The 14,120-nt window shown below is 48.3% G+C and carries 13 protein-coding genes; 11 read left to right on the top strand and 2 right to left on the bottom strand.

All coding sequences use genetic code 11. The features are described 5' to 3' along the window. Positions 1-164 precede the first annotated feature (164 nt). Together L3Q72_RS13130 and L3Q72_RS13125 are read right to left on the bottom strand one after the other, a co-directional pair. A complete protein-coding gene (locus L3Q72_RS13130) occupies positions 165-452 on the bottom strand; it encodes a hypothetical protein (RefSeq protein WP_275130384.1) in 288 nt (95 codons plus the stop codon). 128 nt (positions 453-580) lie between these two features. Then, entirely contained in the window at positions 581-976 is a 396-nt protein-coding gene (locus L3Q72_RS13125) for a hypothetical protein (RefSeq protein WP_275130383.1), read from the bottom strand. A gap of 751 nt (positions 977-1,727) precedes the next feature. Here L3Q72_RS13125 and csrD point away from each other — a divergent pair. The 11 genes from csrD to L3Q72_RS13070 all read left to right on the top strand — a co-directional run bounded on the left by csrD (position 1,728) and on the right by L3Q72_RS13070 (position 14,060). After that, a complete protein-coding gene (gene csrD / locus L3Q72_RS13120) occupies positions 1,728-3,719 on the top strand; it encodes an RNase E specificity factor CsrD (protein ID WP_275130382.1) in 1,992 nt (663 codons plus the stop codon). A gap of 16 nt (positions 3,720-3,735) precedes the next feature. After that, positions 3,736-5,214: an MSHA biogenesis protein MshI gene (locus tag L3Q72_RS13115; protein ID WP_275130381.1), complete on the top strand. Its 1,479-nt coding sequence runs from the start codon at positions 3,736-3,738 to the stop codon at positions 5,212-5,214. 1 nt (position 5,215) lies between these two features. Next, positions 5,216-5,860 (top strand): type 4a pilus biogenesis protein PilO, encoded by a 645-nt coding sequence (gene pilO / locus L3Q72_RS13110; RefSeq protein WP_275130380.1) that lies wholly within the window; start codon positions 5,216-5,218, stop codon positions 5,858-5,860. Next, a complete protein-coding gene (locus L3Q72_RS13105) occupies positions 5,853-6,197 on the top strand; it encodes an MSHA biogenesis protein MshK (protein ID WP_275130379.1) in 345 nt (114 codons plus the stop codon). The genes pilO and L3Q72_RS13105 overlap by 8 nt, the downstream gene beginning before the upstream one ends. Positions 6,198-6,211: 14 nt before the next feature. Beyond that, positions 6,212-7,804 carry a pilus (MSHA type) biogenesis protein MshL gene (gene mshL, locus L3Q72_RS13100; protein ID WP_275132113.1) on the top strand — a complete coding sequence of 531 codons (1,593 nt, stop codon included), beginning with the start codon at positions 6,212-6,214 and terminating at the stop codon, positions 7,802-7,804. Positions 7,805-7,806: 2 nt separating this feature from the next. After that, entirely contained in the window at positions 7,807-8,646 is an 840-nt protein-coding gene (locus L3Q72_RS13095; protein ID WP_275130378.1) for an AAA family ATPase, read from the top strand. A gap of 2 nt (positions 8,647-8,648) precedes the next feature. Further along, on the top strand, positions 8,649-9,851 hold the full coding sequence (locus L3Q72_RS13090; protein WP_275130377.1) for a tetratricopeptide repeat protein: 1,203 nt from the start codon (positions 8,649-8,651) through the stop codon (positions 9,849-9,851). Beyond that, the gene (locus L3Q72_RS13085) at positions 9,841-11,565 is read left to right on the top strand and encodes a GspE/PulE family protein (RefSeq protein ID WP_275130376.1); all 1,725 of its coding nucleotides are present in this window, start codon (positions 9,841-9,843) and stop codon (positions 11,563-11,565) included. Before L3Q72_RS13090 ends, L3Q72_RS13085 begins: the two co-directional genes overlap by 11 nt. A 9-nt stretch (positions 11,566-11,574) precedes the next feature. Continuing rightward, on the top strand, positions 11,575-12,798 hold the full coding sequence (locus tag L3Q72_RS13080) for a type II secretion system F family protein (RefSeq protein WP_275130375.1): 1,224 nt from the start codon (positions 11,575-11,577) through the stop codon (positions 12,796-12,798). 5 nt (positions 12,799-12,803) lie between these two features. Next, entirely contained in the window at positions 12,804-13,376 is a 573-nt protein-coding gene (locus L3Q72_RS13075; RefSeq protein WP_275130374.1) for a prepilin-type N-terminal cleavage/methylation domain-containing protein, read from the top strand. A gap of 183 nt (positions 13,377-13,559) precedes the next feature. After that, positions 13,560-14,060 (top strand): prepilin-type N-terminal cleavage/methylation domain-containing protein, encoded by a 501-nt coding sequence (locus L3Q72_RS13070; RefSeq protein WP_275130373.1) that lies wholly within the window; start codon positions 13,560-13,562, stop codon positions 14,058-14,060. Positions 14,061-14,120 lie beyond the last annotated feature (60 nt).

The raw sequence follows: 14,120 nt of genomic DNA, 5'->3' as shown, positions 1-14,120 counted from the left end.
CCTCCGCAATTTCAATAGCCCTGTTCTCTTCCGCTCATATAGAGTATTGACCACAGGTTGCGCGTAATAGAGCCACTGACTTTTATATACAGTTAGTGGCTCTTGTCGTCTCTGGTGTTCGAAAAAGAAAAAGCCCCGCAACGGAGCTTTATTAGCTTTAAAACTTACTTGTAGTACTGATAACGTCGCTTGGAATTGTGTTTCCAACTTTTTGCTAGATAATTCACATTCGCCGGGTAGTCGTCCCATGGATCAGCTAAAGGTTTTCCTCGCGCAGCTCGTAGCTTGATTGGATACTGTCTATACTCAATCTCATGGAGGAAAAAGTAACTCTTTTCCTGCTTGGTTGAAAATTGCTTATGAGTTCCGCTACGGACACCAGGATACACATCCCCAAAATAATGCCCATGCACCTTCACTTGACTTCGGTACTGTTGCTTTAATTTTTTCATTTACCCTCCAGGTTTACATAACCTAGAAGGGATCCTCCGCAAAGTAGTACATTCTTGTCTCCATTGCCTTAACTCTGCACTATGCTGTTCAGGTCCACTGAGATTGCTGTAGCCTATCATTGATAGTGCTACTCATTGCCAGTCCCTTTTTCTCTAGCTACTAAGTCAATACCGTGCTCAATTCCATGAATTAACTCATGCTCAATAGCTTTATGAGGAGTACTCAGCCGCCCAACAACTCGACCAATTTCATTACCTAAATCGCACAACTCAATATCGCCTTCATATAGCTGGGCTAACGCTACCCTAAGTTCTTCAATAAAGGCTTTTGGATTGATTACATTTGACTCAGACTCATCAAAAACATCCACTCGCTCGGACATGAAATCATCAGATACTCTTTCTGTTTCAGCAAAAGACAACCAATCGTCTTTACTTTCTGTTGCGATAAGCTCATCAGCGTGTGCATTGTATGCTGTCATGCCTTCAAGCAATTCTTCTTCCGTAAGCCTTTTTTTACTCATCACATACACCCAAGATATGAGGTTTAGATTCGCTTAATTATAGCAAAACCATTTTCCTCCGCTTCATACAAAATGCTGCTAGAACAAGGAATGGGGCAGAATGTTAACTATCTGAACTAAAGAGCTTATTGAGGATTAGCAACATAGCCTTTGAACCTTACAGGATAATTAGTTGGGGCTCAATCTCCCAGAACTTAGAAGTGTAAAATTAAGCCGAGAAATTGATGATCCTTCCTTATTATTTTTACATTTACATGCGGTTTGTAAAAATAGACGTAATCTTGTGTGTGTGGCTTTGGTCGTAATGGGAAGTGTCATTCACTCACTCACTTACTGGCAAGAATAATACGTAACCTACCGTTCTAGGAAACGCTTATTGTCAGATTTATATAAAAAGCCGCTTTTAGCGGCTTTTGTCGTTTATAGAGACACAATACCAATCCCAGCAATTATCTGTTCATCCTTGCTTGTCAAAATCGCTAATAGCTGCGTTAAAATTTTTGTAATTAGGGCCACTAGTTACGGCAAATTTTGCCTTGCTCTTAGCGATTTTGCCTGCGCAATCACTGAACAGCTAATTACTGGTATTGGTATAAAGTCCCACTTTTATCGACATCCTCCACATTTTATTCAATATTATGCGGAATAATTACAGGTTAGCCATATAGTTAAGATATCTCACTGGTTTTGTTGTTAAACTGTATCAAGTGCTCAAGGTATAACTGCTGGATAGAAAGGGAATTTAGCGTTCATGAGATATACCCCGACGCTTAAGTTGAGTACCCGCTTAACTGCGTTTGTGACTGTTATTGTGATTAGTGCCATGTTTATCCTGTTTATAGGAGGCACACTCTCGTTTAAAAGGGTGGGGCAGGACTATCTTAACGGTTATCTTGATGGCATTGTCAGGGTTATCGATAAGGAGATGTCGGATCCCAAAGCTTCGCAGAATATGCACAGCTGGCTGCCAAAACTGCTGCAGGCAAGCAATATTGCCGAAATGGAGCTCTCTTCACCCGCCGGAACTATCTACGGATACAAAGACACTTCCCTGCAAATAGATAAAAACAGGCTATTTGAAAAATCCTACGTTCTGTCCAATAACAGCGAATATGTTCTCTCGGTTAAAGCTGTTCCTTTGTATCTGGATTCCGGTTATTCACTCAGTGCTTTGTCTTCAATCACACTGGCAATTGGTCTGGTTATCTTCTGCCTTATTCAGGGCGTGCGCTGGCTTAAAGTGCAGCTCAGAGGCAGTGAACTGCTTGAAGAGCGCGGAAGAATGATTCTGGCCGGCCGTGTGGATGATTATGCCAAAGGCGATCATCAGGAGTGGCCCTATACCGCAAGTGAAGCGCTGGATTCACTGATTGAAGAGCTGCAGGATGCGCGGCAGGAACGAAGCCGCTTTGACACCTTTATTCGTACTCACACCTTTCTCGACCAGCTAACCGGCGCTGCCAACCGGGTTCTGTTTGACAGTAAACTGGAGGCTGCGCTGCAGGAAAGTGACTCTACAGGTGGGGTGCTGCTTATCCGGGTCAGTGACTGGGACAGTGTCTTTGAGGCCAACAGCAAGAGCGCCTCGGACGAGTTTATTGTTGAAGTGGGCGGTGTGATATCCAATATTGTCCAGCGCTTTCCTGAAGTGGTGTTTGCCCGTTATTACGACTCCGACTTTGCTGTGCTTATCCCGAATCAGACCAGTAAAGACGTTACTGTTGTGGCTAACCAGTGTATTCGCCAGCTCGAAAGGATAACGCCTCTGGAGCCTCTTGAAAGTGATAACTGGTTCCATATTGGAATGACTTTCTACTCACAGGGCGAGCCCATAGGCCGGATTCTGGGTGAAGCGGAAACCGCCCTGAAAAGTGCTCAACTGCAGAGTGTGAATACCTGGAGCCGTTTTCAGAAGCAGATTAACCCGAATGATACCCGGGGAAGCGTTCGCTGGAGGGCCTTATTTGATAAATCCTTTACTCCGGAGGACGTGCTGGTCTATGAGCAGCCATGTTACCTGATTAACGGAGCCACAAATGAAGCTAAGCTTTTGCACAATGAGCTGTTTGTCAGGCTGAACGACGAGGGAGTCGGTGTGCTTAAGGCATCCCGTTTTATGGCTGCCATTGAACAGGTTGGCTATGAAGCTCAGATGGACAGGGTGGTTCTGGGTACCGTTATCCGCTTTATTAAAGCGTCCAGCCTTCAGCAGGATTATTCCGTTAATTTGAATGTGGTGCCGTTTAAAAACAAGCTTCATGTCCGATGGTTACGGGATGAGTTGCTGCAGATGACCACGGCAAAACGTCATCAGCTGAGTTTTGAATTTGTTGAAGGGGCAGTGGTGACAAACCTCGACTTTGTGCGGCCGGTCATCAAGATGATTTCCGGGCTGGGATGTTCGGTCATTATTGGCCAGGCGGGGAAAACCATCGCCAGTACGCACTACATTAAGGATCTTAATGTCGACTATCTGAAACTTCACCGGAGCCTTGTTAAAAGAATAGAACAACGGCAGGAGAACCAGCTCTTTATCCGCAGTCTGGTCGGAGCATGTGAAGGCACAGATACCAGAGTTATCGCCGTTGGTGTTGAAACCGGTAAAGAGTGGAAAAGCCTTGTTGAGCTGGGAGTGGATGGCGGTCAGGGCCGTATGTTCCAGTCAGAGACCCAGATAATACCTAAACCTAAAGCACCTCTGGTTCAGATCGGTAAAAGGAACCGCTGGCGCAAAAAATACTAAGGAATGGTAGCAGCAGATGAATATTAGCTCACTGATATCCAGACTTACGTTAAGTAAAGAAAAGCAGGGACAGATTAGCATCCTGATTCTGGGTGATGCGCTCTATATATCTGGTATAGAGCAGGGCTCAGATAATGTGGACCGATATCCGATAGACTCCGGCTGGGAGTCTACTCTTAGTGGCGCCTTGTCGGCCTCCGATTTTCGGCATAGAGAAGTGTGCGTCACTCTCGCTTCGGATTTTTATCAGAACTATCAGATTGAAAAGCCTCAGGTTCCGGTTGAAGAGTGGCCGGGTGCTTTACCCTTCCTGCTAAAAGATCTGATCAGTGAAAAAGTGACCGATATTGTGGCAGATGGTTATCCCCTGCCTGACGGTAATAAAGCGCAGGCTTATGTATTGCCGAAAACGGTACTTACATCGCTGAATCAGTTGCTTAATGGCGCGGGTGCTGAGCTGGTAAGAATTGTGCCGGAGGACGAAGCCTGGGGCTATGTGCAGGAAGAATTTGCCAACTTTATGCTGCTACACCGCAGTGAAAAGGCAAACTTCAAAATTGGAGCCTATACCGCGAAACAGAACCGCTTTCAGCGCATTATTCGTGGTGTGACTCCGCCGCTAACCGGTACCGCCATGGGAGAGTTTCAGCTGGATAATCTGGCTCTGGAGCTGCAGCGTTCCACTGACTACCTCTCTTCGCAGATTCGTGATGTCAGCTTTAACCACCTGTATATCTGTTGTGACGAGGAATCTCAGTCAGAGCTGATTCCTGCGCTGTCCGAGCGGCTGGCAATTAAGGTTCTTCCTCTGATTGAGGGGGACTCTGCCCGCTGTGGTGATGTACTGGCGCAGGCCGTTAAGCATCTTCCGGCTACCGGGGTGAACCTGTATCCGGAGTTGCTAAAACCGAAAAAAGAAATACTGAACCTGACCAATATGGCCGCCCTGTGGGGTGTGGTGGTTGTGCTCATGGGGGCACTGTACGGTTATCAGGTGGTACAAAACTCGAGTGATAAGTCGAGGCTCAGCCAGCTAAGAAGCGAAATGAGTTCACTGAGCCAGGAAGTTAAAGGTCTGCAGAAAGAGCTTGCTGGTCACAAACCTTCCCCTGCCAAATTAGCCGCAGCGGAGAGGCTGAAAAAAGAGATAGAGGACAAGGAGAAGTCTCTGTCTGCCATTCATCAGTTTAATGAAGCTGAGCAGGCCGGTTACTCAGGCGTGATGCAGGCACTGGCAAAGCTTGAGAGTCAAAGCATTTCCATTTCCTCTATCGTAATGGACCAGAATCAGCTGAATCTGGCAGGGCTGGCTAAAACGCCCGGCAGCGTTCCGAGGTGGGTTAAGCAGTTTAAAAATGAGGTGGAACTGGTTGGCCGAAGTTTTGAAAAACTGGTTATCGGCAGAAATGAGCAGGATGTGATCACCTTTTCTTTGATAGCCAGCAGAAGCGCTATCAGCGAACAGACGTCCCCATCGTCCAGTGGAGGCAAATAATATGGCAGAGTTCTGGAGCAAATATAGCGAGAAATTTCTGGCCCTGTCACAGAGAGAGAAGCTGCTGATTTCACTCGGTGGTGCTGTGGGGCTGTTCTTTATTCTGCTGACCTTGCTGGTGGAGCCGGCTATGGATATCGGCAGCTCAATGCAAAGGCAGATTAAGAGCGAATCAAACCAGATAGCTCAGGTGCGTTCACAGATTCAGCTGATAAAAGAGAGACTGAAGAAGGATCCGGACAGAGAAGTCGACGCTCAGCTAAAAAGGCTTCATGCCAAGAGTGAGAAGCTGTCAGCTTCTCTGTCAGAAGAGTTAAGCAGTCTGCTTTCCCCAAATCAGATGGCGGAACTGCTTGAGGGTGTTCTGGATAACAGTAAGTCACTTAAGCTGATTTCACTAGAGTCTTTACCGGCTGAACCTGTGATTAAAGGCGAGAAGGATACCACTGACTACTATATTCATCCGGTAAGAATCGAGCTGACGGGTAAGTATTTCGATATCAAAAATTACCTTTCCGTACTGGAAGAGATGCCGATGAAGTATTTCTGGAAAAGTTTTAACTATCAGGTTGAGGAGTACCCTCAGGCAAGGCTGATACTGGAAGTGTATACGCTGGGTACAGGACAGGAGTTTATTGGTGGATAAAGGCACGCAGCTGAGCTGCTTATTATTGTGCGCGCTTTTGCCTTTCGCATCGCTCGCTCAAAAGGATCCGACAGCTCCGCTGGACTGGGCTCAGTCCAAGTCTCAGCAGAAAGAGAAAGGGGTGGCGAAACGGCGTTTCCCTCTTCCTTCTTTGCAGAGCATTATCTGTGAAAGTGGCAATCTGAAATGTTATGCCATAATTAACAATGAATTGGTAAAGAGCAGTGACTCAATTTCAGGTTACCGGGTCAGAAGTATTACTTCTGAATCAGTCACGGTAAGCAGAGGAGGAAAGCAATGGACGTTAGAGCTTTTCCCGCAAGATATAAAACAGTAGGTTCCATGGTGGGTATGCGCAGAGTTTTAATTGGTGTAGTGATTGCTTCCCTGGTGGGGTGCTCTATGGGGCACAGAGACCCGGTGGAAATTAAAGAGGCGTTAAACCAGGCTGCGAATAATGCAACAAACCGCAGTCTGGACGAACTGCCGGAATCGGTGCAGAGCGATCTGATGCCTGAACTGGCTTTGATGGATGATACCGATTCAGCAAAACGGATAAAGCGCTTTAGAGTTCAGGCGAAGGGTGTCGGGGCTCAGGCCTTTTTTGCCGGTATAGTCAAAGGGACTGAGTTCAGTACCGTTATCCATCCGAATGTCTCCGGTGATATTACCCTGAGCCTGACAGATGTCACTCTGGATGAGCTGCTTGACGTGCTCAGAGACATGTACGGTTATGACATAGTTAAAAACGGCAAGATGATTCAGGTCTATCCGGCGGGCATGCGTACTGAAACCATCCCGGTGGATTATATCCAGTTTACCCGAAGCGGGCGCTCACTGACTTCCATTTCAACAAGCACGGTTACCACAGAAGGTTCCGGCAGCAGTGACTCTGACAGCTCCTCTGACAGTTCAAATACCACATCAGCGGGCACCACGATAGAGACACAAAGCGAAAGTGATTTCTGGGCTCAGCTACAGATTGCGATAAGTGGCCTGATTGGCAGCGAAGGCGGCCGCAGTGTGGTGGTATCACCGCAGTCCGGCTTAATTATGGTAAAGGCCTATCCTGACGAAATCAGAGAAATTAAGCAGTTTCTCGGGGCTTCTACAGAGCGCCTGAAGAGGCAGGTGATACTGGAAGCCAAGATCCTGGAAGTAACCCTGAATGATGGCTATCAGCAGGGGATTAACTGGTCAAATATGTCTCTGGGGAGCAATACCACAGTTTCACGTACCGCTGCGTCTTCTACTTTGCCGGGTATGGATACCATTGGTGAATTGCTGGGCGGGCAGACCAATATCACTATCTCAGACGGCAGTTTTGAAGGGGTGCTGAATTTTATGGCGACCCAGGGTGATCTCGATATTCTTTCCAGCCCGAGAGTCACAGCGACCAACAACCAGAAAGCGGTCATTAAAGTGGGTACCGATGAGTATTATGTGACCGATTATGAAGCAAGTTACGAAGATACAGACGGCGATGGTGACAGCGATGACCTGGTCGCTGATTACGAGCTAACGCCGTTTTTCTCCGGCATTTCTCTGGATGTTACTCCGCAGATTGATGACACAGGCCATGTGCTGTTGCATGTGCATCCCGCGGTTATCGAAGTCAGCGAAAAGAACTATGACTTTCTGGATGATGCGCCGATGGCAAGCAGTACCATCCGTGAGTCCGATTCGGTTATCAGAGCCAAAGACGGTGATGTAGTGGTGATTGGCGGCCTGATGAAAACCTATACCTATGATCAGACCTCTAAAGTACCTCTGCTTGGCGATATTCCGGGGCTTGGATACCTGTTCAGAAATATCAGTAATGTTACGGAAAAAACAGAGTTGGTTATCCTGCTGAAACCAACTGTTGTGGGTGTGCACACCTGGCAACAGGAAATTGAGCGTTCAAGGGATTTACTGCAGGAATGGTTCCCTGAATCGGAGTAGCAATGTATCAGACGTTTTTTGGCTTAAATCAGGCACCTTTTGGCCTGACCCCGGACACCGGATTATTTCATGGCCTTCCTCCACATTATGAGGCCATTCAGACGGTGATTTCTTCCATAGAAATGGGAGAAGGGGTGATAAAGGTAACCGGAGAGGTGGGAACCGGTAAGACCATGGTGTGCCGCATGTTGCTTAATCAGCTTCAGGATTCGGTTCAGCTGATTTATCTGCCAAACCCTGTGCTCTCTGCTGATGAGCTGAAAAAAGCCATCGCCAAAGAGCTGGATATCATTGTGCAGCCTGAGCAGACCATTGTGGACGCGATTCAGATGAAGCTGCTGGAGATTCATCAGGCCGGGAAAAGAAGTGTTGCCATCATTGATGAAGCGCAGGCGCTGAGCGATGAGGCGCTGGAAACCTTAAGGCTGTTCGGTAACTTTGAAACAGAAGAGAGCAAACTGTTGCAACTGGTTATTATCGGCCAGCCTGAGCTGGATGCCCGCCTTCAGGCTGAGCATTTGCGCCAGTTCAGGCAGAGAATTACTTTTAATGCCACCCTGAGACCTCTGGATCTGGATGAAGCATCGGCTTACATCAGCCACAGGCTGCAAACTTGTGGTGGCAGGGATGCTATTTTCAATTTAGCAGTGAAAAAGGCTATCTGGAAATCCAGTAAAGGGATACCTAGGCTGATTAACCAGATCTGTCATAAGTCGCTGATTCTGGCGTTTAATGAGCATAGTGTGACCGTCACCAATAAGCATCTGTATGCCGCTTTGCAGGATACCTACGATGCCCGCAAACCCAGATTTAAAACTCCGTACCTGTGGGGGTGGAGCTAGGCATGAGTGTAATAAATAACGCGTTAACCAAAGTTGCAGAAAAGGAAGAGGGAAAAGCCTCTCCGCTAAAACAGGCGGAAATACCTAAGGTGAAAAGTTCAGGGAAGCTGGCTTGGGCAGTAGGCGGTTTTGCACTGAGCATTGCGGTTGGTGGCTGGGCGGTTTCCACTCAGTTTGATGATGGGACAGAGAGCTCAGTCAGCGCGGCATCAGCGGTATCAGAGCAGCCTGAAGCGGTTAAGAGTGAAGAAGTGACCGTTATCGCGGGTAAGGCTGAAGATACCTCCGGCACAGAAAAAGTAAGCGGAGCCGTTTCTCCTACGAGCCAACAGGTTTCATCAGAAGATATTAAGGTATATGAAGCTGCCAGCTTAACCACAACAGAACCCAAGAGTCAGTCTGTTGTGCCGGAAAAGAAAAAGCAGATAACAGCAAAAGCTCAGGCTGTTAAAACCAGCCCTGTAAAAGCCAAGCAGAAGGCTTCGAAAGTCGCTAAGGTGAGCAAAGCGCAAGAAGCTGAGGAGAAACCTCTGGCGTTGGCACAGGTTGCCACCCACAAGCCGGATGTGGAACCGGTTGCGGCAAATATGACAGTTGAGCATGTTGAGCTAAGCCCTGAACAGGTCGCCAGAACCGCGATTGAAAGAGCCAAACGGGCACTGGATGCCAATGATCTGGATACCGCCATTCGCGAATATGAAACCGCACTTAAATACCGTCCCCGTGACGATAATACCCGCCGCAAACTGGCCGCGCTTTACTACGGGAAAAGCAATCTGCGTAAATCCGTCGATGTTCTGCGTAAAGGTATCCGGCTTGAAGAGGGCAATCAGAAGCTGCGGATAGCCTTGAGCAAAATTTTACTGAAAGAAGGTCAGTCAGAAGCTGCGCTAACGCCTCTGTCTTATCTTCCGGATAATCCGGGGGTTGAATACCTTTCTCTGAGAGCGGGGCTGGCACAACAGATAAAAAATAACCCTCTGGCTCTTGAGTCCTACCGGCTTCTGGTTGAGAAAGAGGGTGACAATGCCCGCTGGTGGCTTGGACTGGGCATTCAGCAGGAAAGAAGTCAGCAGCATCAGGATGCCATTCTCTCCTACGAAAAAGCGCTGGGCCGGGTGGGCGTTTCTAAAAAAACACAGACTTTTATTCGGGAGCGTTTGTCCCTTCTGAAGAGCCTGAAGGAGACAAGCAGTGGCGATTAAACTGAAGAAAAGGCTGGGTGACCTGCTGGTTGAAGAGGGCATTATTACCGACGACCAGGTGCAAAAAGCACTGACAGCGCAAAGGCAGACAGGTGCCAAGCTTGGCTCAACGCTGATTCAGTTGGGATTCCTGTCTGAACAGCAGATGCTGGAGTTTCTTTCCCAGCAGCTCTCTCTGCCTTTAATCGACCTTAGCCGGGCCAATGTGGACATTGATGCGGTGCAGCTGCTGGGTGAAGTTCACGCCCGCCGGCTCCGTGCTCTGGTGATTGATCAGGATGGCGATATTCTGAAAGTGGCCATGAGTGATCCGGCCGACCTTAGCGCGCAGGAATCCCTGCTGGACCGGTTATCCCAGTATCAGCTTGATTTTGTTATCGCGCCGGAGTCTCAGCTTGTTGACGGCTTTGACCGCTATTACCGCCGGACCAAAGAAATTGCCTCCTTTGCCGAGCAGCTTCAGGCTGAGCATCAGTCTTCCGAGACCGTCGATTTCGGTGTTCTGGATGAAGAGGGCGATGATGTTACCGTTGTTAAGCTGATTAACTCGTTGTTTGAGGATGCGGTGCAGATAGGGGCTTCTGATATCCATATCGAGCCTGATTCTAATGTGCTGCGCCTGAGGCAGCGTGTGGACGGTATTTTACATGAAACTCTGCTGAATGAGGTGAATATCGCCTCTGCACTGGTGCTGCGCCTAAAGCTGATGGCGAACCTGGATATCTCGGAAAAACGTCTGCCTCAGGATGGACGGTTTAATATCCGGATTAAGGGGCAGTCCATTGATATCCGTATGTCTACCATGCCGGTGCAGCATGGTGAATCCGTGGTGATGCGTCTGCTTAATCAGTCTTCGGGGATCCTGAAACTGGAAGAGACCGGGGTTCCTCAGGATCTTTTGCTCAGGCTGAGAAGACAGCTTAAACGCCCGCACGGAATGATACTGGTTACCGGGCCAACCGGTTCAGGTAAAACCACGACACTTTACGGTGCGCTTTCGGAATTAAATGAAGCGTCCAAGAAAATCATCACAGCGGAAGATCCGGTGGAATACCGTTTGCCACGGGTTAATCAGGTGCAGGTGAACCCGAAAATCGATCTGGATTTCTCTACGGTGCTGAGAACCTTTCTGCGTCAGGATCCGGATATTATTCTGGTGGGTGAGATGCGGGACCATGAAACCGTTGAAATCGGTCTTCGGGCCGCGCTGACCGGCCACCTTGTTTTAAGTACTCTGCACACCAATGATGCCGTGGATAGTGCGCTGCGTATGATGGATATGGGCGCGCCGGGATATCTGGTTGCCAGTGCGGTAAGGGCGGTACTGGCTCAGCGGCTGGTCAGAAAGGTCTGTCCTGACTGTGCGGTTCAGGATCATCTGGATGGCGCAAAGAAAAACTGGGTTGAAAGCCGTTTTCCTAATCAGGTTAATTCCGGCTTTGTAAAAGGGAAGGGGTGTCAGAACTGCAACCTGACCGGCTATAAAGGCCGGATTGGTGTCTTTGAACTGCTGGAACTGGACGAAAAGATGATGGACGCGCTAAGGGCAAATAAAGCGGTGGACTTTGCCGTGAGTGCCCGTCAGGCAGAAGGTTACAAACCACTTCTGGTTGCGGCCATGGAGCTTGCTCTTAAGGGCGTGATCAGCCTGGATGAAGTGATGACTATGGGCGAGGGTGACTCTTCGGGCAACAGTGAGCCAATCTATATTTAAGGGTGAGGGATGGCGAGTTTTAAGTATCAGGGAAGAAATTCTGACGGTAGCAAAATTACCGGCAATGTTGAGGCGCCGACGGAAGAGCTGGCTGCCGAGGCTCTGATCGGTAAAGGTATCATTCCTGTTTCCATTACACCCGGCAGAGGTGCTGAGTCAGATTCGGCCTTTGATTTAACCAAATTTCTTACGCCTACCATTCCGCTGGAGGTGCTGGTTATCTTCTGCCGCCAGATGTACAGCCTGACCAAAGCCGGGGTTCCCCTGCTTCGGGCAATAAAGGGGCTGACAGACAACAGTCACAATAAGCTGCTGAAAAAAGCGCTGGAAGATGTGGGCAGTGAACTGTCAAACGGCCGGAGTCTGTCTGCGTCCATGAGACGGCACTCCAACGTATTCAGCCCGCTTTTTGTTTCCATGATCAATGTGGGGGAGAACACTGGTCGTCTGGATGATGTTCTGTTTCAACTGGCTCAGTATTACGAAAATGAACTGGAAACCCGCAAGCGTATTAAGTCGGCGATGCGCTATCCGACCTTTGTGATTCTTTTCGTGGTTGGTGCCCTGTTTATTTTGAATGTAAAAGTGATCCCTCAGTTTGCCTCTATGTTCAGCCGCTTTGGTGTGGATCTTCCGCTGCCCACCAGAATACTTATTGCCACCTCGAACTTCTTTGTGGACTACTGGGTCTGGATGATTGTGGCTATGGTGCTTGCTTTTATCGGGTTCCGTACCTGGGTTTCAGGCCTTGCAGGCAGGGAGGCGTGGGATAAATTCAGGCTCAGGGTGCCGATTGTGGGTGATATTGTTAACCGGGCCCAGTTAGCCCGTTTCTCCCGGACTTTTGCGCTGATGCTGAGATCCGGGGTTCCGCTTAACCAGTCGATAGCGCTTTCTGCCGAGTCCATGGATAACAAGTTTTTAGAGCTTCGTCTGATGGAGATGAAAAATGCCATTGAGGCCGGGGGCAGTGTTTCCGGTACGGCGGTGAATACCGGGATCTTTACTCCCCTGGTGATTCAGATGATAGCCGTTGGCGAAGAAACGGGCCGGATTGATGAACTACTGCTGGAAGCGGCCGACTTTTATGATCGGGAAGTGGATTATGACCTTAAAACGCTGACGGCCAGGATTGAGCCCATTTTGCTTGTTATCGTTGCGGGAATCGTTCTGGTTCTGGCTCTGGGTATTTTCCTGCCGATGTGGGGCATGCTGGATGCAATTCAGGGGTAGCCGGAATGAGAGCGGCTAATGGTGTGGTTATGAGAAAAAATATCGATCAATCACCGGGGTTTACTCTGATAGAGATGGTTGTTGTTATCGTCATCATCGGATTGCTGGCGGTAACGGCACTGCCTAAGTTTCTGGATGTGGCCGACGAGGCGCAAAAATCCAGTATTAAGGCGGTATCCGGCAGCTTTGCCACCGCAGTGCTTTCGGTCAGAGCGCAGTGGGAAGCCGAAGCCCGGCCAGTTAACAGTGCCGGAGGAAATTCGGTTAACTATGATGGCACAGATTTTCTGCTGACCAGCTCAGATAATACGGGCTTCAGAGATGGCTATCCTATCGCGTTAGATGAGAGCGGAGCGTCTGCATCCGTTGCAACCGATATAACCTGCAAAGATTTAATGGAAGAGCTTTTGCAAAGCTCCTTATCTGTAAATGTGGAGGGAAGCACCTCCGGGGACGATAACTACTCAGCGGAGGCCATCGGAAGCTCTGAGTGCCGGTACACCCAGTTGGAAAGCTCAGATGAATATTATTTCAGTTACGATATTACCGCTGGCAGGGTAAGCGTCTCATTGGAATAACAATATTTTAATAATAATTACTTAGAACATTGCATCTAGTGTTGAAAAAAAGTGGTATCACGCTAATTATTATAATTAGCACTGTTAATTTTTTTATGAATAGAAATAACAGAACTGGTGTTTTACGGGGAGCGCACCGCGTTATGTTAAAGCGATACTAAATATTTTATGAGAGATAGTATTATGAAAAGACAAAGCGGCTTTACACTAATTGAGCTGGTGGTAGTGATTGTTATCCTTGGTATTTTGGCGGTTACGGCTGCGCCTAGGTTCTTAAATCTTCAGTCTGAAGCTCGGGCGTCAACCCTGCAGGGGATGGTAGGTGCGATGCAGGGAGCGGCGAGTGTGGTGTATGCTAAATCTGCAATGGAAGGTGAAGAGTCTGATGCACTTACAGTAGGTAGTGATGTTGATGGTATTGATACCGCTTTTGGTTACCCTGCTGCTTCAGCGACTGGTATTGTTGATGCTGTTACCGGTTTAGAGGATAGTACTCAGTGGCTATATGCATCGGATACGGTTACCAGCGGGAATCCGGCTGCGTTGCTTGTGACCTTAGCTGAGCAGGTTGACTCTGCATCAGAGACTAATATTGAAAACTCTGGATGCTACATAACATATACAACCGCAGCTGATGCGAGTACGCCAGCTACTGCTGTCATTACAGATGATAGCGGTTGTTAAACAAATATCTACAGAGAAAGGCTTGCATCGGTAAGCCTTTCTTTTCTCGTTCCCATGGTG

It is taken from the genome of Vibrio sp. JC009 (genome assembly GCF_029016485.1).
GTDB lineage: Bacteria > Pseudomonadota > Gammaproteobacteria > Enterobacterales > Vibrionaceae > Vibrio.
Note: the sequence above shows the minus strand (reverse complement) of the source record. Positions and strands in the feature narration are given on the sequence as shown.